General features: G+C 68.7%; 27 protein-coding genes. 11 read left to right on the plus strand and 16 right to left on the minus strand.

Annotated features, from left to right (window positions below; translation table 11 throughout):
- Nucleotides 1-158 precede the first annotated feature (158 nt).
- Nucleotides 159-998: a MinD/ParA family ATP-binding protein gene (locus A4X16_RS12200; RefSeq protein WP_231880355.1), complete on the plus strand. Its 840-nt coding sequence runs from the start codon at nucleotides 159-161 to the stop codon at nucleotides 996-998.
- Nucleotides 999-1,028: 30 nt separating this feature from the next.
- Here the strand turns inward: A4X16_RS12200 and hisH are convergent, their stop codons facing one another.
- Genes hisH through A4X16_RS12220 form a run of 4 tightly spaced genes read right to left on the minus strand, consistent with a single transcriptional unit; the run spans nucleotide 1,029 to nucleotide 3,786 of the window.
- Nucleotides 1,029-1,670 (minus strand): imidazole glycerol phosphate synthase subunit HisH, encoded by a 642-nt coding sequence (gene hisH, locus A4X16_RS12205; RefSeq protein WP_067120929.1) that lies wholly within the window; start codon nucleotides 1,668-1,670, stop codon nucleotides 1,029-1,031.
- Nucleotides 1,667-2,284 (minus strand): imidazoleglycerol-phosphate dehydratase HisB, encoded by a 618-nt coding sequence (gene hisB, locus A4X16_RS12210; protein WP_067120932.1) that lies wholly within the window; start codon nucleotides 2,282-2,284, stop codon nucleotides 1,667-1,669. The genes hisH and hisB overlap by 4 nt, the downstream gene beginning before the upstream one ends.
- A complete protein-coding gene (locus tag A4X16_RS12215; protein ID WP_197491834.1) occupies nucleotides 2,281-3,375 on the minus strand; it encodes a histidinol-phosphate transaminase in 1,095 nt (364 codons plus the stop codon). Before A4X16_RS12215 ends, hisB begins: the two co-directional genes overlap by 4 nt.
- 48 nt (nucleotides 3,376-3,423) lie before the next feature.
- A complete protein-coding gene (locus A4X16_RS12220) occupies nucleotides 3,424-3,786 on the minus strand; it encodes a LysM peptidoglycan-binding domain-containing protein (protein ID WP_067120936.1) in 363 nt (120 codons plus the stop codon).
- A gap of 283 nt (nucleotides 3,787-4,069) precedes the next feature.
- Here A4X16_RS12220 and lexA point away from each other — a divergent pair, with 283 nt between their 5' ends.
- Together lexA and A4X16_RS12230 are read left to right on the plus strand one after the other, a co-directional pair.
- Nucleotides 4,070-4,756 carry a transcriptional repressor LexA gene (lexA, locus tag A4X16_RS12225; protein ID WP_067120938.1) on the plus strand — a complete coding sequence of 229 codons (687 nt, stop codon included), beginning with the start codon at nucleotides 4,070-4,072 and terminating at the stop codon, nucleotides 4,754-4,756.
- A gap of 56 nt (nucleotides 4,757-4,812) precedes the next feature.
- A complete protein-coding gene (locus tag A4X16_RS12230) occupies nucleotides 4,813-6,678 on the plus strand; it encodes a prolyl oligopeptidase family serine peptidase (protein ID WP_067120940.1) in 1,866 nt (621 codons plus the stop codon).
- On the opposite strand, the gene smpB is transcribed toward A4X16_RS12230, so the two are convergent.
- From smpB to ftsE, 3 genes are all read right to left on the minus strand, one after another.
- Complete coding sequence (smpB, locus tag A4X16_RS12235) at nucleotides 6,679-7,155, minus strand: SsrA-binding protein SmpB (protein ID WP_067120942.1); 477 nt, start codon at nucleotides 7,153-7,155, stop codon at nucleotides 6,679-6,681.
- Between the two features lie 83 nt (nucleotides 7,156-7,238).
- The gene (ftsX, locus tag A4X16_RS12240) at nucleotides 7,239-8,153 is read right to left on the minus strand and encodes a permease-like cell division protein FtsX (protein WP_067120944.1); all 915 of its coding nucleotides are present in this window, start codon (nucleotides 8,151-8,153) and stop codon (nucleotides 7,239-7,241) included.
- A complete protein-coding gene (gene ftsE, locus A4X16_RS12245; RefSeq protein ID WP_067120946.1) occupies nucleotides 8,150-9,205 on the minus strand; it encodes a cell division ATP-binding protein FtsE in 1,056 nt (351 codons plus the stop codon). Before ftsE ends, ftsX begins: the two co-directional genes overlap by 4 nt.
- Nucleotides 9,206-9,343: 138 nt before the next feature.
- Here ftsE and A4X16_RS18105 point away from each other — a divergent pair, with 138 nt between their 5' ends.
- A complete protein-coding gene (locus A4X16_RS18105) occupies nucleotides 9,344-10,759 on the plus strand; it encodes a DUF2510 domain-containing protein (protein ID WP_067120948.1) in 1,416 nt (471 codons plus the stop codon).
- A gap of 27 nt (nucleotides 10,760-10,786) precedes the next feature.
- Nucleotides 10,787-11,941 carry a DUF2510 domain-containing protein gene (locus A4X16_RS17530; protein WP_082914446.1) on the plus strand — a complete coding sequence of 385 codons (1,155 nt, stop codon included), beginning with the start codon at nucleotides 10,787-10,789 and terminating at the stop codon, nucleotides 11,939-11,941.
- Between the two features lie 48 nt (nucleotides 11,942-11,989).
- On the opposite strand, the gene prfB is transcribed toward A4X16_RS17530, so the two are convergent.
- Nucleotides 11,990-13,099: a peptide chain release factor 2 gene (gene prfB / locus A4X16_RS12260; protein WP_067120950.1), complete on the minus strand. Its 1,110-nt coding sequence runs from the start codon at nucleotides 13,097-13,099 to the stop codon at nucleotides 11,990-11,992.
- A 107-nt stretch (nucleotides 13,100-13,206) separates the two neighbouring features.
- Here prfB and A4X16_RS12265 point away from each other — a divergent pair, with 107 nt between their 5' ends.
- Together A4X16_RS12265 and A4X16_RS12270 are read left to right on the plus strand one after the other, a co-directional pair.
- The gene (locus A4X16_RS12265; protein ID WP_067120952.1) at nucleotides 13,207-14,439 is read left to right on the plus strand and encodes an MFS transporter; all 1,233 of its coding nucleotides are present in this window, start codon (nucleotides 13,207-13,209) and stop codon (nucleotides 14,437-14,439) included.
- A complete protein-coding gene (locus A4X16_RS12270) occupies nucleotides 14,436-14,993 on the plus strand; it encodes an NUDIX hydrolase (RefSeq protein ID WP_082914444.1) in 558 nt (185 codons plus the stop codon). Before A4X16_RS12265 ends, A4X16_RS12270 begins: the two co-directional genes overlap by 4 nt.
- Before the next feature lie 26 nt (nucleotides 14,994-15,019).
- On the opposite strand, the gene A4X16_RS12275 is transcribed toward A4X16_RS12270, so the two are convergent.
- From A4X16_RS12275 to A4X16_RS12285, 3 genes are read right to left on the minus strand one after another with little or no spacing between them, the layout of a single operon-like run.
- Entirely contained in the window at nucleotides 15,020-15,442 is a 423-nt protein-coding gene (locus A4X16_RS12275) for a hypothetical protein (protein WP_067120954.1), read from the minus strand.
- Nucleotides 15,439-15,873, minus strand: coding sequence for a TadE family protein (locus tag A4X16_RS12280; RefSeq protein ID WP_067120956.1), 435 nt, complete (start codon nucleotides 15,871-15,873; stop codon nucleotides 15,439-15,441). The genes A4X16_RS12275 and A4X16_RS12280 overlap by 4 nt, the downstream gene beginning before the upstream one ends.
- Nucleotides 15,863-16,258, minus strand: a complete 396-nt coding sequence (locus A4X16_RS12285) for a TadE/TadG family type IV pilus assembly protein (protein WP_067120958.1) — start codon at nucleotides 16,256-16,258, stop codon at nucleotides 15,863-15,865. The genes A4X16_RS12280 and A4X16_RS12285 overlap by 11 nt, the downstream gene beginning before the upstream one ends.
- A gap of 477 nt (nucleotides 16,259-16,735) precedes the next feature.
- On the opposite strand from A4X16_RS12285, the gene A4X16_RS17850 reads away from it, so the two are divergent.
- The 4 genes from A4X16_RS17850 (at nucleotide 16,736) to A4X16_RS12300 (ending at nucleotide 19,578) form a co-directional block, all read left to right on the plus strand.
- Nucleotides 16,736-17,131, plus strand: coding sequence for a hypothetical protein (locus A4X16_RS17850; protein ID WP_157560172.1), 396 nt, complete (start codon nucleotides 16,736-16,738; stop codon nucleotides 17,129-17,131).
- A 364-nt stretch (nucleotides 17,132-17,495) separates the two neighbouring features.
- Entirely contained in the window at nucleotides 17,496-17,981 is a 486-nt protein-coding gene (locus A4X16_RS12290) for a hypothetical protein (RefSeq protein WP_067120961.1), read from the plus strand.
- A gap of 94 nt (nucleotides 17,982-18,075) precedes the next feature.
- Entirely contained in the window at nucleotides 18,076-19,089 is a 1,014-nt protein-coding gene (locus A4X16_RS12295; RefSeq protein WP_157560174.1) for a hypothetical protein, read from the plus strand.
- Between the two features lie 30 nt (nucleotides 19,090-19,119).
- Nucleotides 19,120-19,578, plus strand: a complete 459-nt coding sequence (locus tag A4X16_RS12300) for a hypothetical protein (RefSeq protein ID WP_157560176.1) — start codon at nucleotides 19,120-19,122, stop codon at nucleotides 19,576-19,578.
- Between the two features lie 28 nt (nucleotides 19,579-19,606).
- On the opposite strand, the gene A4X16_RS17855 is transcribed toward A4X16_RS12300, so the two are convergent.
- The 5 genes from A4X16_RS17855 to A4X16_RS12325 all read right to left on the minus strand — a co-directional run bounded on the left by A4X16_RS17855 (nucleotide 19,607) and on the right by A4X16_RS12325 (nucleotide 25,134).
- Nucleotides 19,607-20,617, minus strand: a complete 1,011-nt coding sequence (locus tag A4X16_RS17855; protein ID WP_157560178.1) for a hypothetical protein — start codon at nucleotides 20,615-20,617, stop codon at nucleotides 19,607-19,609.
- A 283-nt stretch (nucleotides 20,618-20,900) separates the two neighbouring features.
- Nucleotides 20,901-21,155 (minus strand): hypothetical protein, encoded by a 255-nt coding sequence (locus A4X16_RS12310; protein WP_067120969.1) that lies wholly within the window; start codon nucleotides 21,153-21,155, stop codon nucleotides 20,901-20,903.
- Nucleotides 21,152-21,460 (minus strand): hypothetical protein, encoded by a 309-nt coding sequence (locus A4X16_RS12315; protein ID WP_067120971.1) that lies wholly within the window; start codon nucleotides 21,458-21,460, stop codon nucleotides 21,152-21,154. Before A4X16_RS12315 ends, A4X16_RS12310 begins: the two co-directional genes overlap by 4 nt.
- Before the next feature lie 83 nt (nucleotides 21,461-21,543).
- Nucleotides 21,544-23,121, minus strand: coding sequence for an AAA family ATPase (locus A4X16_RS12320; protein WP_067120973.1), 1,578 nt, complete (start codon nucleotides 23,119-23,121; stop codon nucleotides 21,544-21,546).
- Nucleotides 23,122-23,679: 558 nt separating this feature from the next.
- Nucleotides 23,680-25,134, minus strand: a complete 1,455-nt coding sequence (locus tag A4X16_RS12325) for a recombinase family protein (protein WP_082914445.1) — start codon at nucleotides 25,132-25,134, stop codon at nucleotides 23,680-23,682.
- Nucleotides 25,135-25,259 lie beyond the last annotated feature (125 nt).

The raw sequence follows: 25,259 nt of genomic DNA on the forward strand, positions 1-25,259 counted from the left end.
CGTGCGCCAGCCGAGGGTGCCGCGCGTCTGGTTGTTGTCCCACGCGAGCACTCCCGCGCCGCCGAGAGCGCGAGGACGGCGTCGAACGTCGGTCATTCCTGCAGCAGGAGCCACGGGAGGAGCCCGCTCGCCGGGGCGGACGTGGACTGCTCAATCGCGTGGGGTTCTCCCTCGGCCCGGATGCGAAGGAGCGCGCGGTGCGCGACGACGAGCACGCGGTCAGTCGGCACTGGCCCGGTCCGCGCACGGTCGCCGTGGTCAACGGCAAGGGCGGCGCGGGCAAGACTCCCGCGACGGTTCTGCTCTCGGCCGTGTTCGCGCAGTACGGCGGCGCGGGAGTGCTCGCGTGGGACAACAACCAGACGCGCGGCACCCTCGGCTGGCGCACGGAGACCGGGGCGCACGACCGCACGCTGCTTGAACTCCTCCCGCAGACCCAGCGACTGCTCGGCGCGCACGGGCAGTCGGCCGATCTCGCGCATTTCGTCCACCACCAGCCGCAGGAGAAGTACGACGTGCTGCGGTCGAAGCCGATCCGACTCGCGCACGAGAACCGCCTCAGTCCGAGCGACGTCGACGCGATCCACGCGGTGGCCGCGAAGTTCTACCGGCTGATCATCATCGACTCGGGGAACGACGAATCCGACCCCATGTGGCTGAGGATGATCGACCTCGCCGACCAGATCGTCGTCGCGACCACCACGCGGGACGACCATGCGGAGGCCGGAGCGCTCCTGCTCGAGGCGCTCGAGGATCGGGACGAGCGGTCGGCGCGCCTCGCGCGCGAGTCGGTGGTCGTGGTCAGTCAGGCCGATCCGAAGGCGACCGCGGCCGACGTCACCGACGTGGTCTCCGGCTACCGGTCGCTCGCCCGCGAGGTGGTGCGCATCCCGTTCGACCGCGAGATGGTCGACGGGCACCTGAGACTGCGCACGCTCGCCGCGCCGACTCAGCGCGCCTGGCTCTCCGCCGCCGCCGCGGTCGCCCGAGGCTTCTGAGACCGAGGGTCGCCGCCGCGCGGCGGGTCGTCAGTCGCGGAGGCTGGACACCCAGTTGCGGAGCAGCTGGATGCCGGCTTCGCCCGACTTCTCGGGGTGGAACTGGGTCGCCGACAGCGGCCCGTTCTCGACAGCGGCCAGGAACGGGTCGCCGTAGGTGCTCCAGGTGAGGACGGGCTGCGGGAACGGCGGGATGACGTCGAGCTCCCACGACTGCGCGGCGTACGAGTGCACGAAGTAGAAGCGCTCCCGCTCGATGCCCTTGAACAGCACCGAGTCGGGTCCGGGCTCCACCGTGTTCCAGCCCATGTGCGGGAGAACCGGCGCGTTGAGCTCGGTGACGGCGCCCGGCCACTCGCCGAGTCCGTCGGCGTCGAGACCGCGCTCGACGCCGCGCTCGAAAAGCACCTGCATGCCGACGCAGATTCCGAGCACGGGGCGTCCGCCGGCGAGACGACGATCGATGATCTCGTCGCCGCCGTGCGCGTACAGTGCATCGCGCACCGCCTGGAACGCGCCGACGCCGGGCACCAGGAGGCCGTCCGCCTCGAGCGCCGCCGTGCGGTCGCGTGTGAGCACGGCATCCGCGCCGGCGGCCACGAGCGCCTTGACCGCCGAGTGGACGTTTCCGGACTCGTAGTCGAAGACGGCGACGGTGGGCGTGCGACTCACAGCGCGCCCTTCGTCGAGGGGATGCCGTCGACCAAGGGGTCGAGGGACTTCGCCTCACGGAAAGCCCGGGCGAAGGCCTTGAACTCCGCCTCGGCGATGTGGTGGGGGTCGCGCCCGCCGAGCACGCGCACGTGCACCGTGAGACCGGCGTTGAAGGTGATCGCCTCGAACGCGTGCCGCACCAGCGAGCCGGTGAAGTGACCGCCGATGAGGTGGTGCTCGAACCCTGCGGGCTCCCCCGTGTGCACGAGATACGGACGACCGGAGATGTCGACGACGGCCTGCGCCAGCGCCTCGTCGAGGGGGACGAGGGCGTCGCCGTAGCGGGAGATGCCGGACTTGTCGCCCAGCGCCTCGCGGATCGCCTGACCGAGCACGATGGAGACGTCCTCGACGGTGTGGTGCGCGTCGATGTGCGTGTCGCCCGAGGCGCGAACGGTGAGATCGGTGAGCGAGTGCTTCGCGAAGGCCGTGAGCATGTGATCGAAGAACGGCACCGACGTGTCGATCCGGCTCGCACCGGTGCCGTCGAGGTTCAGCTCGAGCTCGACGGTGGACTCCGACGTGCTGCGCACACGAGAGGCGGTGCGCGGGGTCTGGACGGTGCTGCTCATGAAGCCGATCCTATCGAGGCGAGGGCGTCGAGGAACGCGGTGGTCTCGGCCTCGGTGCCCGCGGTGACGCGGAGGTGGTGGGGGATGCCGACGTCGCGGATCAGCACGCCGCGGTCGTACAGCTCCTGCCACACGCGCTTCGGGTCGGCGACTCCGCCGAAGAGGACGAAGTTGGCGGCGGAGGCGTGCGGCGTGTATCCGAGGGCCTCGAGAGTCGCGGAGATGCGGTCGCGCTGCTCGATGATCTCCTGCACCATGCCCAGCATCACGTCGGCGTTGCGCAGCGCGGCGATGGCGGCCGCCTGGGTGAGCGCGCTGAGATGGTACGGCAGCCGCACGAGGCGCAGCGCGTCGATGAAGGCCGGGTCCGCCGCGAGGTAGCCGACCCGGGCGCCGGCGAAGGCGAACGCCTTGCTCATGGTGCGCGAGACCGCGAGGCGCGGCCGCCCCTCGAGGAGCGTGAGCGCCGAGTCCGCGTCGCGCGGGGCGAACTCCTGATAGGCCTCGTCGACGATCACGATGCCACGGGACGCCTCGTAGACGGCGCTGACCACGTCGAGGTCGAGCGGCGTCCCGGTGGGGTTGTTCGGGGCGCACAGGAGGATGACGTCCGGGTCCGCGTCGGCGACCTGGGCGGCCGCGTCGTCGGGAGTGATCGTGTAGTCCGGCTGGCGCGGTGCGCTGGTCCACCGCGCTCCCGTCCCCTGGGCGATCAGCGGATACATGGAATACGTCGGCGCGAAGCTGAATGCGGTGCGGCCCGGTCCGCCGAACGCCTGCATGATGTGCTGCAGAACCTCGTTCGAGCCGTTGCCCGCCCAGATCTGCTCCGCGGTCAGACCGTGGCCGAGGTACTCGGCGAAGCCCTCCCGCAGGGTGGTGAACTCGCGGTCGGGATAGCGGTTCACGTCGCGCAAGGCGACCGCGATGTCGTCGAGGATGTCACTCGCGACGGCATCCGGGATGGGATGCGTGTTCTCGTTGACATTGAGAGCGATGGGCAGCGGCGCCTGCGGAGCACCGTACGGGGTGAGCCCGCGCAGGTCGTCGCGAAGCGGCAGGTCAGCGAGTGAAGCAGTCACCCTTCCCATGGTAGGCCGCGCGGGGTGCACTCTCTCCCAGACCGAGGCAGAAGGCGGTCACTCCGAGAACTGCGCCGGGATGGCCAGCTCCTGGCCGATCTGCAGCGCGCCGCCCTGCAGGAGGTTCAGCCGCGTGATCTCTCCGATGACGTCGCGCGGGTCCGCCGCGGGGGCGACGCTCTCGGCGATCGACCACAGGGTGTCGCCCGGCATGACCGTCACGGTCTCGAAGCTCGCGACGGTGGACTGCTGGTTGGAGGCCATGGCGCTGCCGCCGCTGAGCGCGGCCAGCGCGATTCCGACGGCGAGCGGCACGGCAGCCACGGCGAGCACCACGCGACGACCACGCGCCGTCAGACGGAGCCGCGTCGCGGGGCGTGCCGTGATGACTGCTGCGTTGCTGAAGGTGATGGTGCTCATGTCGTGCTCCTCTGCATCTCCCGCTCGAGGCGGTGAAGGTGGCGTAGCGTTCGCATCCGCAGCTCGGCCGGGAGCCGGGGATGCGAAGCTACGTTCCGAAGGTATCTTCGAATTCGAACATCTGTCAAGACTTCTTCGAAACCTGCACCGGGAAAGAAGCCGACACGCTCGAACAGATATTCCCCATCGGCGCTCTTCTCGGATACGGTTTCGATACGAACACCCCACCACGGGCCTCCGACATTCGAACCGAGACGCCGGATCTGCACACCTGAGGAGCACCATGAGCGACATCTCCGCCCCCGAGTCCGAGGCGCCGCGCACCCGCCGTCGCAAGAGCCTGAGCCCCAAGCAGATGGCGATCCTCGAGGTCATCCAGTCGTCCATCAGCCGCCACGGCTATCCGCCGAGCATGCGCGAGATCGGCGACGCGGTGGGCCTGAAGTCGCTGTCCAGCGTCACCCATCAGCTCGGCCAGCTCGAGCTCAGCGGCTACCTCCGTCGCGACCCGGGCAAGACGCGCGCTATGGAGGTGCTCATCGACCTCCCCGGCGCGAGCGCCGAGAACCCCGCCGACGTCGCCACTCCGGTGGGGGACGCCGCCCTGGTGCCGCTCGTGGGGCGGATCGCGGCAGGCGTGCCGATCACGGCCGACCAGCAGGTCGAGGAGATCTTCCCCCTTCCCCGTCAGCTCGTCGGCAAGGGCGACCTGTTCATGCTGAAGGTGTCCGGCGAGTCGATGATCGATGCCGCGATCTGCGACGGGGACTGGGTCGTCGTGCGCTCCCAGCACAGTGCCGAGAACGGCGAGATCGTCGCGGCGATGCTCGATGGCGAGGCGACGGTCAAGGTGCTCCGGCGACGTGACGGCCACACCTGGCTGCTGCCGCGGAACTCGGCCTTCGAACCCATCCTCGGCGACGAGTCCGTGGTGCTGGGCAAGGTCGTCGCGGTCCTCCGGGCGGTCTGACCCCGCCCGGTCCCATCGGCCCCCTGCGGCGCGACGGATCGCCGTAGGCTCGAGGCATGTCCTCGCCCTACGGCACCTGGCCGTCGCCCTTCTCCCCCGCGTCCGTCGCCGCGTCGTCTCCTCGGATCGACGGAGCGGCCTTCGTCGGCGACGAGATCTGGTGGGGCGAGTCGGTCCCCGCCGAGGGCGGGCGGGTCACGGTGCGCAGCTCGTCGGGTGCGCAGATCCTCCCGGCTCCGTGGAGCGCTCGTTCGCGGGTGCACGAGTACGGGGGCGGTGCTTGGGCGGCGGATGCCGACGGCACCCTGTACTTCGTCGACGGCCGCGACCAGCGGATACACCGTCTGCTCCGCGGCGCAGAGGCTCCCGAGCCGCTGACGCCCGCGGGGCCCGCGCACGGCGGACTCCGTCTGCAGCACGGCCGCCTGCTCGCCGTGCGGGAGGACCTCACCGTCTCCCCCCACCTGCGCGGCCTCGTCGAGGTCCCGCTGGACGGCTCGGCGGCCGACGATCCCGACGCCGTGCGCGTGATCGTCGAGGGCGAGGGGTTCTACGCCCATCCCGCCCTCTCCCCCGACGGTTCCCGCATCGCCTGGGTGCAGTGGGACGGACACCGGATGCCCTGGCAGAGCGCGGCGGTCGCCGTCGCCGACGGCCGAGACACCACCATCCTGCCGACCCGAGCGGCGCTGCAGCCGGAATGGCTCGCCCCCGATGAGCTGGTCTACGCCGACGATCCGTCCGGGCGCTGGGCGCTGCACCGACAGCGGCTCGACGACGGCCTGCACGCCGTCGGGGAGCCCGATCGTCTCGACGAGGTCGACGCCGACACGGGCTACGGCCTGTGGGTGCTCGGCAACCGCTGGTTCGGGCTCCTCGACGACGGCCGCGTGGTCGCGGTGCGCACCAACGGACGGGACGAGGTGGTGGTCATCGATCCGGCGGGGAGCGCGCGTCCGCTCGAGCTCGCCGCCGATGGGCACATCAGCGTCGACGACGCGTCAGGGACCCGCGTGCTGCTCTCCGGCAGCGGATCGACCACCGCGTCCGGATTGTGGTGCGTGGACGTCGACACCGACGAGACGACAGTCGTCGCGGGCGGTGAGTCCTCGGACGCGGCGTGGCTGCGAGCGGCGACGCCGATCGTCGTGGACGGCGCTCACGGCCCGGTGCACGCGTTCGCCTATCCGCCGGCACACCCCGAGGTCTCCGCGCCGGCCGACGACCTCCCGCCGTACCTCGTGCTGGTGCACGGCGGCCCCACCGCGCACGTGACGGGCGCGGCCTCGACCGCGATCGCCTTCTGGACGAGCCGCGGCATCGGGGTCCTCGATGTCAACTACGGCGGGTCGACCGGCTACGGCCGCGCCTACCGCGAGCGTCTCGACGGGGAGTGGGGCGTCGTCGACGTCGACGACGTCATCGCCGCCGCCCGGGGGCTCGCGGAGGCCGGGCTCGCCGACCCGGGGCGCATCGCGATACGCGGCGGCTCGGCGGGGGGCTGGACCGTGCTCTCGGCGCTGGTGCGGGGCGGGATCTTCGCCGCGGGCATCAGTCGGTACGGGGTGGCGGACCTCCGCATGCTCGCCGCGCACTCGCACGACTTCGAGGCGCACTACATCGACGGCCTGGTGGGCCCGCTGCCCGAGGCCGAGGAGCTCTACCTCGACCGCTCCCCGCTGACGCATGCCGACAGCATCCGCGTGCCCGTCCTCCTGATGCAGGGCGGCGAGGACCGCGTGGTGCCGCCGGCGCAGTCTGAGGCGATCCGCGACGCCCTCGAGGCGAGCGGCGTGGACCACGAGTACGTGCTCTACCCGGACGAGGGCCACGGCTTCCGCGCGGCGGAGACGATCACCGACGCGCTCGAGCGGGAGCTCGCCTTCCTGGGCCGCGTCTTCGGCTACACGCCCGCCCGCTGATCACTCCCCGACGCGATTGCGCAGGCGCATGGCGCGCTCCGCCTCGCGGGTGTCCTGACGCTCGCGCAGGGTCTGCCGCTTGTCGTACTCCTTCTTGCCCTTCGCGAGCGCGATCTCGACCTTGGCGCGGCCGTCGGAGAAGTAGAGCTTGAGCGGGATCAGCGTGTAGCCGCCGGCCGAGACCGCGTGCTGCAGCTTGGCGATCTCCTCGCGGTGCAGCAGCAGCTTGCGGATGCGCTTCGCGGAGTGGTTCGTCCAGTGCCCCTGCGAGTACTCCGGGATGTGCACGGAGTCGAGGAACACCTCGTTCCCCTTGACGAACGCGTACCCGTCGCTGAGGTTCGCCCGCCCCTGACGCAGCGACTTCACCTCGGTGCCGGTCAGCACCATCCCCGCCTCGTACGACTTCTCGATGGTGTAGTCGTGACGTGCGCGACGATTGGTCGCGATGACCTTCTCCCCGCGTTCCCTGGGCATGATTCTCTCCTGATCCGCATCGCGTGATGTCCCCGCCCTCGGTCGGGCGCACGGCAGCCTGTCAGTCTATACCGCGACCGCGCTCAGGTCCGCAGCCAGCGACGGATCGCGAAGCCCGCGGACAGAGCCGCCAGCACCACGCCGATGCCGATGAGCACGGGCACCACGAGCGCCGCATCCTGCATCGTCACCCACGTCGTGATGAACGGGACCCGCCCGCGCAGGTAGCCCTCGACGCCGAAGTGCAGCCCGGCGACCACGGCCGCGCTCGCGAGCACCGAGCCGAGGAAGGCGGCGAACACGCCCTCGAGCACGAACGGCGTCTGGATGAACCGGTTCGATGCGCCGACGAGACGCATGATGCCGATCTCCTTGCGACGCGCGTACGCGGACAGGCGGATGGTCGTGCCGATCAGCAGGATCGCAGCGATGAGCATGAGCGCGGCGATGCCGACCGCGATGTAGGTCGCCACGGTCAGCGCCGAGAAGAGGGGCTCGAGGTACTGCAGCTGATCCTGCACCTGCTCCACGCCCGCCACGCCGTTGAACGCCTCGGCGATGACCTGCGACTGCCCCGGGTCCTTCATCGTCACGAAGAAGACCTCGAACGCCTGCTCGGGCGAGATCACGCTCGCCTGGTCCTCGCCGAGCTGTTCGACGAGCTTGGCGTACGTGTCCTCCTTGGTGTCGAACGTGAGCTCGCTGATGAGGGGCGCCAGCGCCTCCCCCTCCAGCTGTCCGCGCACCGCGTTCACCTGGTCCTCGGTCGCGCCGCCGTCGACACACGTCGGCGACTCCGAGATGTCTGAGCACATGTAGACGGCGACCTGCGCGCGCTCGGTCCAGTAGCCGCGCATCGTGCCGATCTGCGCCTGCATCAGGATCGCCGCGCCGACGAAGGTGAGCGAGACGAAGGTGACGAGCACGACCGAGATGACCATCGAGATGTTGCGCCGCAGGCCGCCGAGGGCTTCGGCGAGGATGAGTCCGATCCTCATGACGTCGGTCCCACTTCCTCCGCGTCGTCCGAGAGCCCGAGCCTGTCGGCGACTCCGAGCTCCGCGACGTCCACCCTGGGCAGGACGATCGGATGCGTGCGCGGGCCGACGGCGGCGGGCGCCTCGATCGGGTTCTCCTCGACACGGGGCTCGATGGGAGCGGCCTGAGCCTCCGGAGTCTCCGATGCCGTGGGCACGGCGTCCGGAGCGGATGCCGCGGCCTTGCGCTGCGCACTGAGCTCCTCGGCGAGGGCTGCACGCACCACGGACAGGTCGGCGGTCTGCCGCTGCACCTCCTGCACGGCCGTCAGGGCTGCGGCCGCGGCTGCTCCCCTGACCTCCTCCGGCACGAGGCGCGGGATGTTCGAGGTGTCGCCGTACCCGCCGTGCACCTCGTCGCGCACCATCTCGCCGTCGCGGAGCTCGATCACGCGGCGCTGCATCTGGTCGACGAAGGCCGCCTCGTGGGTCGCCATCAGCACGGTCGTCCCGCCGGCGTTGATACGCGCGAGCAGCTGCATGATGTCGACCGAGGTGGCGGGATCGAGGTTTCCGGTCGGCTCGTCGGCCAGGAGCACCTGGGGGCGGTTGACGAGAGCGCGGGCGATGGCGACGCGCTGCTGCTCGCCGCCGGAGAGCTCGTGCGGCATCCGCTTCTGCTTCCCCTCCAGCCCGACGAGCGCGAGGGCCTCGGGAACCGCCTGCTGGATGAAGCCGCGCGAGGACCCGGTCACCTGCAGGGTGAAGGCGACGTTCTGGTAGACGGTCTTGGAGGGGAGCAGGCGGAAGTCCTGGAACACGGATCCGATGTGGCGCCGGAAGTACGGCACCTTGCGGTTCGCGAGCGATCGCAGGTCGCGGCCGAGGACCGCGACGCGACCGGTCGTGGGGACGTCCTCGCGGAGGATCAGTCGCAGACACGACGACTTCCCCGACCCGGAGGCGCCGACGAGGAACACGAATTCTCCGCGCTGCACCTCGAAGTCGACGCCGGACAGAGCGGGCCTGGCGGTCCCGCGATAGCGTTTCGTGACGTTCTCGAACCGAATCATGGCGTTTCGAGCCTAAGCGCGGCGAATCCCCTGCCCGCGAGCGACACCCCGCACGCCACGTCCGTGTCGACACGCACTGCTATACATGGAGGTGCGATCCGCGCCGGAGGCACGGACGACGACTCCGAGGGGGATGCGATGACGACGCCTGCTGGCTGGTACGACGACGGTTCGGGTCGACTGCGCTGGTGGGACGGAGCGCAGTGGACGGAGCACTTCGCTCCGACGCCCGGCTCCGAGACGGAGTCCACCGCCGACGCGAGCGATCACACCGCCGCAGACGCCGCCACCTCGGACTCGCTCGAGTCGGTGGCGACGGTCGAGGCCGGCGCCACGTGGAGCGGTCAGGAGGCCGAGCGCGAGACGCCGAGCGCCGATCAGGAGCCGCCCGCCACGGGGACGCCGGAGAGCGAGGGCCCTGGCGGATCCTTCGCCGCCCCCACCTCGGACGCTGCGTCGACTCCGATCGACTCCTCGACGGACGCGACGACCGACACGACGACGGACACCCCGACGGACGCCCCGACCGCGGACCCCGCTGCGAGCTGGCAGTCGCCGACGTCCGGCGCGGCACCGTCTCAGAACTCCGCGTCGTCCTTGCCTCCTGCAGCCGATGCCTTCGCCGACGCGCCGCCCGCATATCCGGGCGCGGCGCCGTCCTACCCCGGCTCCACGCCGCCCTACGCCGCTGCGGCACCGTCCTACCCCGGAGCATCCGCGCCCCAGGGCTACCCCGCGGGCGCCTATGCTGCAGCGCCCGGCTACGGTGCGCCGGCGGGATACCCCGCTGCTCCGTCACCCGCGCCCTCCGCGCCGGGTCGGCTGTCGATCGTCGGGCTCGTCGGTCTGGGCGTCGCCGCGCTCGGCACGATCCTGTCGTGCATCCCCGCCACCGCCGTCTTCGGGTGGCTCCTCCTGGCGGCCGGGTTCATCGTCTCCCTGATATCGCTGTTCCTGCGGGGGAAGAAGTGGCCGGGAGTCGCAGGACTCATCCTGTCGGTGGTCGGCACGATCATCGCGGTCGTCATGGCGATCCTGTTCCTCACCGCGAGTGTCGCCGAGGCGGTGCGCGATCTGCCGACGGCGCCGCCCAGCAGCGACACCGGGACCGACGACGGCACGACGGATGACGGCACCACCGACGACGGCACCACGGGCGGCGAGGTCGCCGAGGGCACGCTCGGCGAGCCGGTCATCGTGCAGCAGATGGGCGGCACCGCCGAGGTCACCATCACCAACGCCACGTGGACCACCGACGACGGCAGCGGGGTGCCGAGCACCAACGGCGGCTACGTCGTGCTCGAGGCGACCTTCACGGGGATCGACGGCACCTCCTCGGTCAGCCCCCTGTTCATGGGGATCGAGACGGCGGAGGGCACCGAGGGCGAATACGACTTCGTCGACGGCATCCTCAGCGAGCAGATCACGGCGGGGCAGACGGTCAGCGGCACCCTCACCTTCGACGTCCCACAGAGCTCGTCGTACACGGTGCTCTTCCTCAACGAGCTGCTCCAGGAGTCGGCCCGCGTCTCGGTCACGCCGACGGCCGGCTGAGCCCGCTCGAGCACGGAGGCACGGCGCATGACGATTCCCGCGGGTTGGTACGACGACGGCTCGGGAACGCAGAGGTGGTGGGACGGCTCCGCCTGGACCGAGCACACGGTCACCTCGCGTCCTCCCGCGCAGCCCGTGCAGGAACCCGCGCACGACGTTCCGCAGACCGCGCAGCCGCACGACCCGACGCTCGCCTCCGGCGGAGCCGGATCGCCCGCCGGCGAGAGCTTCGCACCTCCGTACGTCCTGCCCGGGCAGGGCAGCGTCCCCCCGTCGACGTCGGCGTCGGCCGGCCCTGCCGGGAACGGACAGGCCGCCACCGGCACCGCCTGGAACGGACAGGCCGCCACCGGCACCGCCTGGAACGGGCAGCTCGCAGCCGACGCCGCCTGGAACGGACAGCCCGCAGCCGGCGCGCCGTGGAATGCCCAGCTCCCGCCCGGATCGGCGCCTGCGAACGAGACCCGGCGGTCGAAGACGCCGGTGCTCGGGATCATCGGGCTCTCGGTCACCGCGCTCGGCGTCGTCCTGTCCTGCATCCCGCCCGTCGCGCTGATCGGGTGGATCCTGCTCGGACTCGGCCTCGTGACATCCCTCGTCTCGATCTTCCTGCCGGGGCGCAAGTGGCCGGGAATCGCAGGAGTCGCGCTCGGCGTGCTCGGCGGAGTCCTCGCGGTCGCCGTCCTGCTCCTGACGATCGGGTCGACCGACGGGCCGGACGCGTCGGAGGATCCCGCGCCCGTCTCGACCCCCGGTCCGCGCCCCTCGGATGAGCCGGCTCCCGTCCCCTCGCCGGCGGAGACTCCCGCCGAGGGGACCGAGATGGTCACCTTCGCGGAGCTGGAGGTGGGTCAGTGCCTTCCGTTCATCGAATGGGATGAGGAGGTGTACGAGCTCCCGATCGTCCCGTGCGATCAGCCGCACACCGACGAGGTGTACCTGATCTTCGACGTGCCGGACGGCGAGTTCCCCGGCGACGATGCGCTGCAGTCCGCGGCCACGGAGCGATGCGAGAGCGCCTTCGGCGAGTTCGTCGGCCGCCCCTACGCGGAGTCCGAGCTCGACATGTACTGGTTCGTGCCGACACAGGCGTCGTGGAACCGCCTGGACGACCGCGCCATCCAGTGCATCGCGTTCAGCTACGACGAGGTGACCGGCACGCTCGAAGGAGCCGCCCGCTGACGGGAGCTCAGGTCCGACCCGCGCGGGTGCGCCGTCGGACGAGCGGGCTCAGTCCTGGTCCTTGCGCTTCCGCCACCGGATGCCGGCCGAGATGAACCCGTCGAGGTCGCCGTCGAACACGGCCATGGGGTTGCCCGACTCGTGGCCCGTGCGGAGATCCTTCACGAGCTGCTGCCCGTAGAGGAAGTACGAGCGCATCTGGTCGCCCCAGCTGGCGGTGATCGTACCGGCCAGCTCCTTCTTCTTCGCGGCCTCCTCCTCCTTCTGCAGCAGCAGAAGACGGGTCTGGAGCACGCGCATGGCGGCGGCGCGGTTCTGGATCTGCGACTTCTCGTTCTGCATCGAGACGACGATGCCGGTCGGGAGGTGCGTGAGGCGCACGGCCGAGTCGGTCGTGTTGACCGACTGCCCACCGGGGCCGGACGAGCGGAACACGTCGACGCGGATGTCGCTCTCGGGGATGTCGACCTCGGTCGCCTCCTCCATGAGCGGGATGACCTCGACCGCGGCGAACGACGTCTGGCGCTTGTCGGCCGAGCCGAACGGGCTGATGCGGGCCAGGCGGTGGGTTCCCGCCTCGACCGAGAGCGTGCCGAACGCATAGGGGGCGTCGACCTCGAAGGTGGTGGACTTGATGCCGGCGCCCTCGGCGTACGAGGTGTCCATGACCTTCACCGGGTACTTGTGCTGCTCTGCCCAGCGCAGATACATGCGCATGAGCATCTCGGCGAAGTCGGTGGCGTCGTCACCGCCGGCGCCCGAGCGGATAGTGATGATCGCGGAGCGCTCGTCGTACTCGCCGTCGAGGAGCGTCTGCACCTCGAGCTGGTTGATGATCTCGGTCAGCGCGGCGAGCTCGTTGCGCGCTTCGACCGCGGAGTCCTCGTCGCCCATCTCGTTCGCGAGGTCGACGAGCACCTCGAGGTCGTCGAGACGGCGACCGATGCCCTCGATGCGCGCGAGAGCCGACTGCCGGTGGCTCAGCGCGCTGGTGACCTTCTGGGCGCGCTCGGTGTCATCCCAGAGGTCCGGTGCGCCGGCCTCTTCACTGAGTCGGGCGATGTCGGAGCGGAGCGCATCGACATCGACGACCTCGCGGATGTCACCATAGGTGACGCGGAGTGCCTGGATGTCTGCGGAGAGATCGAGTTCGAGCATGTCGCGTCCAGCCTAACGTGCCGCCTGCACGGGCGGGAACGACCGTGATCGGGAGTAGCGTGAATCGGGTGAGCAGTGCATCCACGGTCCTGAGACGCTTCGGACCGATGGTGTACCTCCCCACCGTGCTCTTCTCGCTCGGCGAGGGCGCGGTCATCCCGCTGATCCCGGTCATCGCCTCTGCGATGGGTGCCGACGTCGCCTTCGCGGCCCTCGTGGCCTCCGCCCTCGTCGTCGGACAGCTCTGCGGCAACCTCCCGGCAGGATGGGCGGTGGCGCGCATCGGCGAGCGGTTCACGATGGTGATCGCGGGCACGATCGCGATCGCGGCCGGCATCGGGATGGTCTTCGCCCCGTCGCTCGCGGTGCTCGCGGCATCCGTGTTCCTCCTCGGCTTCTGCGCCGCGGCGTTCGGACTGGCCCGCCATGCGTTCATGACCACGCGCGTCCCCGTCGCCTTCCGCGCCCGCGCCCTGTCGCTGCTCGGCGGCAGCTTCCGCCTGGGCATCTTCATCGGCCCGTTCGTTGCCGCCGGGCTGCTGCAGCTCTTCGGATCCGAGGCCGCCGCGATCTGGTTCTTCCTCGGCTGCCTCGTCGTGATGGTGCTTCTCGTGCTGTTCGGGCCCGACCCCGAGAAGACGATCGCACCGACCACCGCGGTGCGCACGGCGTCGCTCGCGGACGACTCGGGCGAGCCCGTCAGCGGCGCTATCCCCACTGTCGAGCGCGCGGGCATCTTCCGCACCATGTGGGTGCAGCGCGCGGTGCTCGGCCGGCTCGGCCTCGCCGCGGCCTCGCTGTCCGCCGTCCGATCGGCCCGTCAGGTCGTCCTCCCCCTGTGGGGCCTGTCCCTCGGGCTGGACGCATCGACGATCGCCCTCGTGGTCGGCGTCTCGGGCGCGATCGACTTCGCCCTCTTCTACGCCAGCGGGCAGGTCATGGACCGCTTCGGTCGACTGTGGGCGGCGATGCCCGCGATGCTGCTGATGGGCGCCGGTTTCGTCGCCCTGTCGCTCACACACGACCTCGACGTCGCGGTGCTGTGGTTCGGCATGTTCGCCGCGGTGCTGGGCGTCGGGAACGGCCTCTCCAGCGGCATCCTGCTCACTCTCGGCGCCGACGTCGCACCCAAGCGGGAGCCCGCGGCCTTCCTCGGCTCGTGGCGGACGCTGACGGATGCCGGCGGCGCGCTCGCCCCGCTGCTCGTGTCGGGCATCGTCGCTCTCGCGTCGCTGCCGATCGCCGCCGCCGCCATGGGCCTGCTCGGACTGGTCGGCGCCGCGGGGTTCCTGCGCTGGATACCCCGCTTCGTGCCCCGCGCCGAGGGCGGGACACGATGACGTCGGTGCTCGGTGCGGACATGCATCGGCTGGTGGCGGCGTATCCGGTCGAGTCCGCCCCGGATCGAGAGGTGCGCGCGGACTTCGCGCGGTTCTTCGGCGACGCGGAGGGTCCGGTGAGTCGCGAGTCCGGCCCCGCGCACGCGACCGCCTCGGCGTTCGTGTTCGATCCGACGCTCGAGCGCCTGGTGCTCGTGTTCCACCGCAAGGGTCGGTTCTGGGTGCAGCCGGGAGGCCACCTCGAGCCGGACGACGCCTCGATCACAGCGGCGGCGCTGCGCGAGCTCCGCGAGGAGACGGGGCTGGAGGTCGCCGAGGCGCACGACGCCGACGTGTACGACCTCGACCACCACCCGCTCTCGTCGGCGTTCGGCTCGTGCCGCTCGCACCTGGACGTGGGCATCGCGATCATCGCACCGGATGCCGCGGACATGACCGTCAGCGACGAGTCCGAGGATGTGCGCTGGTGGCCGGTCGACGACCTGCCCCCGGACGTGCCGGCGCGCTTCGCCGAGCGGGTCCAAGCCCTGCGCGCGCGCCTGCGCGATCACTGAGGGCGGGGCGGCCTCGACATGAGCCGTCAGCGCAGCGCCGTGCGACTCGTGCCCGTCGCCTCGAGCCGGATGCCGTCCGGGACGAACACCGACACGATCGGCGGATGCCAGTCCGCCGCGACCGTGACGCGGGCGGAGACGCCCTCGGGCGCGGTCGCTGAGACGAGGACCCCCTCGCGGGACATCGCGGCCACCACGACGGAGGCCTGCTCTCTGACACCCGCATCGGTGAGCGCAGCCCGCACGTCGTCGCCGTCGACCGCGAGCACGAAGCCGTCCGCTCCGGCGAGCGCAGCGGCATCCGCCACCGCGTCGAGGCGCTTCTGGGCGATGTACAGATCGGTGGCGCAGGTGCACAGGAGGATCAGGGCGATCGCGAGCACGGCGTAGCCGAGGGTGAGGAGCAGCACGCTCCCCTCCTCGTCTCCTCCGTACCCGGCGGCGGTCATCCGGTCCCCCACAGGCGCGACATCTTCTGCACCGCCTCGCCCTCTATCCCGATCGCGGCCGCCTGGTCGAGTCCGACGATGCTCGGGATCAGCGGCAGGCGGACCCGCGCGGAGACCGTGAGCGTCACGAGCGCGCCCGGTGCCGGGCACGGGGCGTCGAGGGGTGCGCAGGTCACCGAGACCTCCGCGGTCTCGGCGTCCACGCCGTATTCGGCCAGCACGCTCTCGATCACCGCGTCACTCGCGGATGCCGCGGCGGCGGCGTCCGGAGCGAGCGCCACCGCCCGCAGGGTGTGGCGCGCGGCCGCCTCGACCCCGAGCACCTGCTCCTGGATTGCCCCGAGCGCGATGATGAGGTACACCAGCGGCACCAGCAGGATCACGCCGACGGTGATGAACTCGAGAGCCGCGGATCCGTCGTCATCCGTCATCGAAGCTCTCCTCCGGCGCCTGCGCCTCGACCTGGATCGCGCGAGGCACGCCGAGCAGCCCGATCACGGGAAGCGTCGTGCGGACGCGGACGATCACTGTGGAGTGGCCGAGGGAGCCGGAACGCGTGATCGTCACATCGTCCGAGTAGCTCTCCCCCACCGCCGCGTCGATCACCTGCTCGGTGCGGTGAGCCCCCTCCTCCAGGCTCGTGTCGGCGAGGGCGGCGTGGTAGGCGCCCTCGACCGCCGCGTCGTGGACGACGGTGCGCACGTAGACGACGAGCGCCAGCTGCAGCACGCCCAGGGTGAGGAGGGTGAGCAGGGTGCCGACGAGCAGGAACTCGACGGGGCTCGATCCTCGCTCGCCCTCACCCGATCGCGACATCACGCCGCCGTCGCCCGATCACAGGCCGGAGACCCGCTGGATCGCCTGCTCGAACAGCGAGCTCAGCGCTGGTCCGGCCACGGCCCAGATGAGCACGACGAGCCCCGCACTAACTATTTGGGGGTATTACCCCGTTACCCCGCATCAATCCGGAGATGCGAGGCCACCCCCATACCCCTCCCGTTTCGTTCTCGGAGGCCGGAGATGGACGCTATCCGTCCTGGCGGGTGTGCGACCCTCTGTCGCATCGGGCTATGTCGATTCAGCCCTAGTCTTAGCGCGTGAGTGGCGCGAGAGTGCTGGAGGGCGAATGGTGGCTCGCGCGGAAGGTCTCTGCCGGCTGACCTCCCCACTCGACGGCTCGCTCGCTACCGAAACAAGCGCTGGACTCCCGAGGCATCGCCCGCGCGAGTCACACCTCTCCAAGAGGGTGGCGGCCAATTCATCCGTCGATGGTCAGGCCGCGCTAGTCTTCTGATGATGCGAGTTTCCGGAGATGACGACGTCGTAATCCGCGGCGGCATACTCGCGGACCCCGAGGCCCTGCTCGAGGCCTTGGAGGACTCGAGCGACCTCGGAGAAGGCCCCGTGCTTTCGGTCTGGGTAGGGACACCCGCCGAGCATAAGAGTCTGGCTGCATGCGTCCGCGATGTGTGTCTAGGAGCAGACGTCCGACACGGAAAAGTTCGCCTGACTACCTCAAAGCGGCTTCGTGACGCAGGTTTCGAGCTTGAACATGACACTTCCGACGGTCAGGCCGAGTCGCACTTTCATGTACTTTTCCCAGATGATCCCACTATGGTCGAGGTTAATCGGTTCATCGATTGCTTCGACGACCCGATTCCCAATCCGGCGAAGGAGAATGCCCAATGAGCTTCGCACCTAGGATCCGCGTTGACTTCAACCGACGATCCAACGGCTACGTCGTCGCTTCGACACGTCGAGCGACCGAAGAACTGACTGTTGGCGAGGTCGTCGTCGCTTATCAGCCCGGCGAGAACATGGAGCATTTTGCGCGTGTCGTCGAGATTCCCGGGGGTGGACCTCGGATCGTCCTCGACGTCGATTGGTCCTCGGAGCCGTCGGGGTGGGTGCGAGCTGCGACCGGCACAGCCGTGGTCGACGCAGTCGTGCCTACCGGGTTCGATTCGTTCTATCGTTCGTCGCACGTGGCGACCACTCCCCCGCAAGCGTCAGGAACTCGTGTCGGAGTTGCGGCACCAGCAAGGGCGGCCTGATGCCAACGAATAGCATCCGCGCGTCCATCACTCTTGCGGACTACGTCAACATCGATGGTGGAGGGAAAGCGAATCTGATCGGTGCCGGCATCGCGCTGCTCGGTTTCGACCCCCAGCAGGGAGTCACGACCCCCTTCGCGCTGTACGTCCGTCTGATTAGCGCAATGCCGACGACGGATCAGCCAGCGGTCGAGATACTGCTCGTCGACGCTTCCGGGCAACCGGTGATGCTCCCCGGACCCATGGGCGAGGGGCAGGCAATGAGAATTTCTCAGAACGTCGAGTTCCCGCCCCCTGCAGCACCCGGCGTAACGATTCCAAGCGGAGCACTTCCAAGCGTCGCCCAGTTCGCGATCAACTTCGCGAACGGATTGCCGCTCGCGCCCGGGCATTCGTACTCCTGGCGAGTGCAGCTGGACCACGATGTGATCGGGTCCGAGTCCATGTTCATCCCGCTTCCCGCCCCCGGACCCGTCCTCGGCTAACTCGCCGCGTTGAGAGCCCCATTCGCGCCTTGCGCGATAAGTGAAGCTTCGTTGCGCCTCTGCTTCAGCTGCGGGCAACCAGTAGGCTCGCCACATGGCGGCGGAAACCGAACGACCAGTCTGGTCGAAGCGTCTCGGATACTTCATCCAAGAATCGTTCGACTTCATCGGTGAGGCGGGAAAGCACCACCGCGAGAACGTCGCCGTCCGAGGTGTACCGGTGAGGGACGGCGACCACAGAATCGTTTACCGGTTCGGCGTTCGGGGTGAACTGATCCCGGATGAGATGACTGAGAAGTTGCGAGACATACTCGGGCGTGCCCGCTCGCTTCTCGATATCGCGATGTTCACAGCCTCAACGGCTGCCGCATCGCCGCCGCTTACTGAGTCACAAGAGCGAGGCGTCTACTTCCCCATTGCAGAGACTCAGAGCCAGTGGGACAAGGCGATCCAGAAGCCGCACATGATGGCGCTCGAACAGTCACAGCGAGACGCGTTGCGCGCCATGCAGCCGTTCGCCACCGGCGACCCGGTAATCACGTGGTTTCAGAAGATCCACAACGACGACAAGCACCGCACACCGCTCCAGCTTGCAACCATCCCGGACCCAGAGTTCGTCATGGTGTTCGAGCACATCGAACCGCCCCTGCACGAAACGCGCGAATACTGGCTCGATTGGGTTGAGCCGCTCCCCCAGGTTGCTCAACGTGTCGAGTTCGTCGAGTGTCGGTCCGTCGACGTCATTCGACCACTAGACGTAGAAGACGTGCCGATCGCCCTCGCGATTTGGGTCGACGATGGATGGCGCGACATCCAGCACATGCTTTGGGATGTCATCGAGTTCACCGTCCGCGGCTGCCAGATCCTCGACGACGGAGACACTGGCCTGGCCGACTCCTTCAAGACCTACTTCGGCCACATGCGTGCACAGCTAGACGCTTTCACTCGAATGATGCGCACCGGCGATCCAGACGCCGAACGGGAGTGGAAACGCCTCTCCGGGGACACAAGCGACACGATGGTGACTCTCGAGCGGCCGCGCCACCCTCCCGGAAGTACGCACGGGCGCCTCGCAGACTTGATTCAGTACCCCCCTGAGGTATCTTGATGACAAGTATCGGACAGGTTGGAGCACACAATGGGCGCCAGAGCTGACGCAATGCAACGAGCGGCGCAGGCGTGGCACCTCCGCGTCCTCGGCAGGACCTGGGCGGAAATCGCGGAGGCTGTCGGCTTCGCGAATGACGCGAACGCGATCCGTGCCGTGCGCCGATTCGTGGGCAAACTGCCCGAGCCGGACGTCGACGAGACTCGCACGGTCTGGCGTGAACGCATGGAGCACCTGTGGGGTATCGCCGCACGCGACGCTGAGGCGGGCCGCCCAGGTGCGATCCGAGCGGGAGTAGCCGTCGCGCAGCGCGCATCGGCACTCGATGGCCTCGACGCGCCCGCTCGGTACGAAATCACGCCGGCCGAGTCACAGCTCGAGCAGCTTGTGCAGCAGATGCTTGCGCGCAGCGGCCATGTACAGGTTGAGGAGCCTGAGGTTCTCGAACTTGAGGTTCTCGCGGTCGATGACGCCGGCGAGCGCGGATAGCGTCGTCGCACTACCCGCGCTCTCCCATTCAAACCTCCAAGAGCCAACCTGCGCGCTTTGCCGCTTCGGACTCTGCCCGCGCGGCGGCTGCCAGCTGATCACGTTCGATCTCACGTAGACGCTGCCGGGTTTCCCGCAGCGCGGCGCGGTGCTTCTCCCGGTACTCGTCGCGGATCTCCCCCGGCAGCGATTCCGGGTGCGCTATACGCGCGGACTCGCGCAGCGCGGCCAGCGGCTCAGGTGCATACTCCCAGCGGCCGGGGGTGCCGGTGTGGTCATCGCCCGCGATGTCGACATAGCAGCGAATGCCCTGGCCCGTCATCGGAAACCAAGCAGCGCCCGAGAGCGCTTCGAGCGCATTGGCGCGCCGGTCGTTTCGGTCGTCCGAGGCGCCACGTTTGCGCCAGACGGGGTAGCAGTCTGCACAGAGGGGTGCGCTGGTGCCGTCTGACCACGCCTCAGATGATCCATGCCAGGAGAGGCTCCTGGAGACTCCACACCAGGCACACGCGCCTTGACGGCACCGCCGAGGCGCGCTCGGGTCGTGCGTCGTCCGAACTGCCGCCTCGAGCGCTGCCTGATCGGCCTTCGACACGTGGCTCCAGGGCTTCTGCGTTGGCTCGCGGAACCGCGCGTTCGCTATGTCTGGGTCCGGGCATGTCGCGAACGCGGCAAGTTTGCGCGGGAGCAGCTGCGACAGAGCCCCTGCCGCGACAGTTGCACTCACGTCCATGCCTGTGAGCACACGTACGGTGCGTTCGGGACCACCCGCGCAGGCAGCGTGCGATCGCCTCCACGAGTGGAACGGAGGGAGATCGAGTTTCGCCCGCTCCCGGTCGATGATCTGAGAGTCAGTGCGCCGTGGACCCTGCCAGACCGGTTCAGGCAGGATCGTCCCTTTCCCCTTCGGGACGACCCCGCCGCACACGCGGCAGAGTGCGCGAGGTAGCCGCGCCTCGCGTTCGTTGATCTCAGCGAGCCTGGCTCGCAGCCCTTTGAGGACCATCGCGTCTTCCTTCTCTTCGTCTGTCTCGCTCATGGTGTGGCGTCCGCTTTCTCGTGTCGTGGTTCGGGTAGTTCTTCAATGAGTCCGCCGCCAAGTCGCGCGTACAGCGTCTTGCCGCCGCACTCGAGTCGCACGATGCTTCCTTCGCGGACGCCACGCTCGAGAACGCGGAACGCCTGCACACGATCAATGCCCGTCTCGGCGGCGAGTTTCTCGAATGACCACCCCACTAGGTGGGTACGGGCTCCGGCCTGAGGCACTGCCACGGGCGTCTTGACCGTCGCCGGCCGATACTTCTTCCGACCACGTGCGCGGTTCATCGCTCGTCCCCCCGCCGTACGATGCGTCCGCTTGTGTAGAGCGTCTCGCCGCCGCATTCGAGCCGCACGACCGTGCCGTTGCGGACTGCGTCGTTGAGGATGGAGACGACCTCCTCGACGGGCACACTGGCCGGTGCGGCTAGGTCTGCCGCCCGCCAGCCCTCGATGACCCGAACGGTCTCGGCACGCGGTTCGTTGGGATCGGGTGCGGGCGACGGCGACTCCGGCCGGCCTCGGGTGTGGCGGGTCATCTCGTGTTTCCTTTCGTGGAGATACCGGTGGAGACAGCACGCAGGTACGCAGTGCTGGACGGGTCGATGTAGCACGCCATCCCGGCCGGCGGATACCCGACGCTGCAGCGCTCTTCGTGCTGCATGACGCCGCGGCCGGCGGTGCGCACGTCGGCGACGGCATCGCACGCCGGGCAGCGCCCGCTGAGGTTCGCCCAGACGCGCTGTCGGATGATCGCGACATAGAACGCCGGGGCATCCTCGCTGAGCGACTCGATGATGCAGGTGATCGACCCGAGCGACCAGATGCTGATACCGCCTGGCATTCGTCGTTCGGAGAGTTCCGAGATGTTACGGCCGGCTGTCGTCTCCCAGCCGGCAGCGGCCGCGCCCCTCGAGCTTGTTGCGCTCATGAGATTCCGCCAACCTTCGACTGCTCCCCTACCGTTCCCCACTGTTCCCGGGGCACGGTGAGTTTGACTGTTCCCCGTTCCCCCTCCTTAGGAACGGGAACAGTCACACTGCCGGTTCGGGCCGTTTCAGGGGCTGAGTGTTCCCCGGCGTAGAAGGGCTTTACCAGCGTGTGCTCCATCGAATTACGTGGCCCGCGCTTGATGCTCAGGTAGCCGGCTCTGATCAACTCATCGACGGCCCGCCGCACGTACTCCTTCTTGCCCCCGACGCGTTCGAGGATGCCCCGATATGTAAGCGGGCCGGCGGCTCCCGAAAGCTCCGCCGAGACCTTCTCCATATACGCGGTCGGCTGGAATCCTGCGGAGGCATCGCTGCTGGCTAACGGCGCTTTCAGCGTCAGGTCCACGGCGCCTTCATTCGGTGTCACATGCAGCTCTGCGACGCGCTGTGCGCGAGCGTAGGTGCCGTGGCGATCCTTCGCACACACGAGCCGCGCAGCGCCCGCCCTTTCCCGGCTGAACGGCACCATCACCTCCTGCAGGTACTGCGCTCCATCGATCGCCGCGCGCTTACGCTGAGAGCCGATCGGCCATAGATCCGACTCTGAGGATTTCGGCATGTGGTCCAGCACCAACACGGCTGGACCGCGCTTCGCGATGCACTTGGGCACGTTGCGGAACCACGCGGCGATATCCTCATCGGCGTTCGGGTTCGCGCCCTCGATCGACAATGACTCGCCCGTAGAGTCGATGACCACCAGAGAAGCACTTGCCGCCATGCGCAGAAACGGCCGAGAGCCACTCTGGAACACTGTTGCCGGCTGCACGTAACGGAAACGCTCGGTGATCACATGAGGCGCCACGCCGAGCGCCAGCAGCCTCGCGAGCAGATCAGCAGGTGAGTCCTCCATATCTACATAGATGACCACGCCGTCCGCAGCCAGCACCTGTGCTGCAGCGAATAGCGCCGTCCAACTCTTCCCGCTGCCGGATTCTCCGTGAACGCCATTCACTTTCCCGGCGTAGAACAGAGCACTTCCGTCGTCGCGCCTGAAGATCTCCGGCACCGAAGACTGCAGCTCCCCGGCAGCGAGGCCAGCGACGATCTCGGCAACGTCGAGTGGTGCCCACGATCCGTCGGCGTCCTCGCTTTTGTCGGCCGGAGTGAGCGCCGCTGTTAGCGTCTCAGCAGCCTGTTGGAGCACCTGGCTCGGTTCGCGACCGGTATCGCGCAGATCCTCGAGCGCCGTGGTGAGCGCATCCCGCCCGCGACGACGCAATGCGCCCGCGCGGACAACCATCGCGGCCTCAGTTACCGCCTCTGGGTACTCGCCGGCATCGATCCAGCGCCAGGGCTCATCCGCTCCTACATTTCGGATCTCCCACGCCGGAAAGTAATTCTCGAGCGTGTAAGCATCGACTCTTCCGCCTGCGGCCAAATGCCGGCCGATCGCGTCGAAGATGGCGCCGAGAGTCGGGTTCTCGAAATCGTCGCCGGTGACGATCTCGCGCGCCGGGCCGTAGCTCTTGTTGGCACGCAGGATGCAGCCGAGCACCTGATGCTCGACGTTCACAGCAGGTGCCCGTCATCGACCTGTCGCAGCTCTTCGTCAGTGCCTTCCGGCCGTTTCAACGGCGCAGCATCGGGCCACTCACGTTGACGCGCCTGATCGCGCTGAGACTGGATACGAGAACGTGCGCGCCGGAACTCGGCCATTGCATCAGTCATCGTCGCCCGCCGCCGCGGAGAAGCTCAGCAAGGCGCTCGGCCTGCTCGTCAGTCAGTGGAGGCGCCGAAGCGAGTCGGCGCTGAATGTCCGCCTCTATGAGCGCCGTGGCGAGGGTCTGCGCAGCCTGGATAGCCGCGGTCGAACCCGCGCCGTGATATCGCTTCGCGGCGCCGGCTCGGCCGGCAAGAACGGGCAGTGTGTCACTCACGAAAGGCTCCGATGGGAGTCGTGACGCCCCGAGCGGGTGCGCCAGGCTCCCGTCTTCCGGAGATGCGGGCGACGGGTGCCTTTCGTCAGCGCCCCGGTCGTGAGCCGGGCGTCGAGCTACCTCGATACGCCTCGTGTTAGTTAGAGCTTAGAGGGCTTACCGCTTGAGTGTCAATGCGATAAATCCCAGGTCAGCTACGACAATTGTGACATAGGTTGCACTTCGGAGTCGACGTCAATCCAGTCCGTGCGAATGCGCCTCACGTCGAGCAAGGGCTGCCCATCGGCGTCGAGCTGGCGGCGCCCTGGTCGGCCTTTGTCGACCGCCACGCGGAGGCCGATCTCTTCGATCACTCGACGCTTATCCAGGACGCTCAGTTTCCGCCAGCGTGACGGCACAGCACGGGCAAGCGCCAGATCCGTCAAAGGCGACTCGCGACGCATCACCGCAAGGCGGCCAGCGAGGTCGTCAATCCGCTGGGTTAGTTCCGTCGCTTGCACACGCGCACGGCGCCGATCGAGGATGCCGTCTGCCAGCAAGTCAGTGATGTCCTCGCGGCGCTTGCGCAACGCAGCGATCTCAGCCTGAACCGGCGCCGTATCCGGCACGTGGCGCAGCGCTGCGATCACCTTCTTGTCAGCCAGCCGGCCGAGAACCAGCGACTCCACGAAACGCTCGATCTCATCCGCGCCCAGCGACACGCACCAATTGTCCGTGCATGCGTACACCTGGCGTCCGCGATCCGGCCGGGCGAGCATCCGCCCGCCACACACGCCGCAGATCAGCAGGCCGCTAAGCAGGTGCTTCGTGGAGCGTGACCACGTGCCCTCGCGTGTGCGGCCGTCGCGCGTCGATAGGTAGTCACTCCACGTGCGCTCGTCGATGATCGGGGTCCAGGATGGCGGCACGTCGTAACGTCTACCCTTGCTCTCTACGATGCCGGCATACCGCACGTTGCGCAGCAGGCCGCGAACGAGACTCATGTTCCACTCCGCTCCCCCGAGAGTGCGAACGCCTCGCTCGTTGAGATCCGCGGCGAGCGCGTAATAGCTCTCTCCCGCGATGTAACGCCGGTACAGCTCACGAATGACCTTGGCCTCAGCCTCCACGATCTCCACACGCCCATCGCGCCGCTCATAGCCGTACGGGCGGCGCGAAAACTGCCAATGTCCGCGCTCGGCGCGCTGCACGTTCGCGGACTGCTGCCGCAGCGCCTTCTGCTCACCCTCGTACTGCGACCAGGCCGCCACGGTTCGAGCGACCGCGCGCCCGGCCGGGGTCGACAGATCCAGCGACCCAGCCGTCACCATGTAGACCGGAGTCTCGAGCTTGATCACCTTCTCGAGATCGCTCGTGAGGCGCAACAGGCGATCCTGATGCCACGCGATGATGACCTCCGGCCGAGCCCGCAGCATCGCTTCGAACTGAGGCCGCTCCTTCCCGCTCGTCGCTGAGATGTCGTTATCTCGGTAGACGCGCGTCACCTGCAGCCCCAGCTGCTTCGCCAGCGCCCTACAGTCCTTCTCTTGGCGCTCGACGCCGAGCTGCTCCCCCGTGCGGTCCTGCGAGATACGCAGGTACAGCACGCATGTCTCAGGTCCGAGCGCGTCGAAATCAGAGGGTGAGTAGCGGGATGAGCGAGCAACCATGCCGCAACAATACCCCTAGACAGTTAGTACCGGTAGACCCGCCGTCATCAGGGTCACCAGAACCCAGCCGGGGACGTCGCCGTGCTCGTCGTGCATGAGATCGAGGGCGGGAGGAGGGGGCGGTG

Origin of the sequence: Microbacterium sp. H83 (genome assembly GCF_001650405.1) — a bacterium.
Lineage (GTDB): Bacteria > Actinomycetota > Actinomycetes > Actinomycetales > Microbacteriaceae > Microbacterium.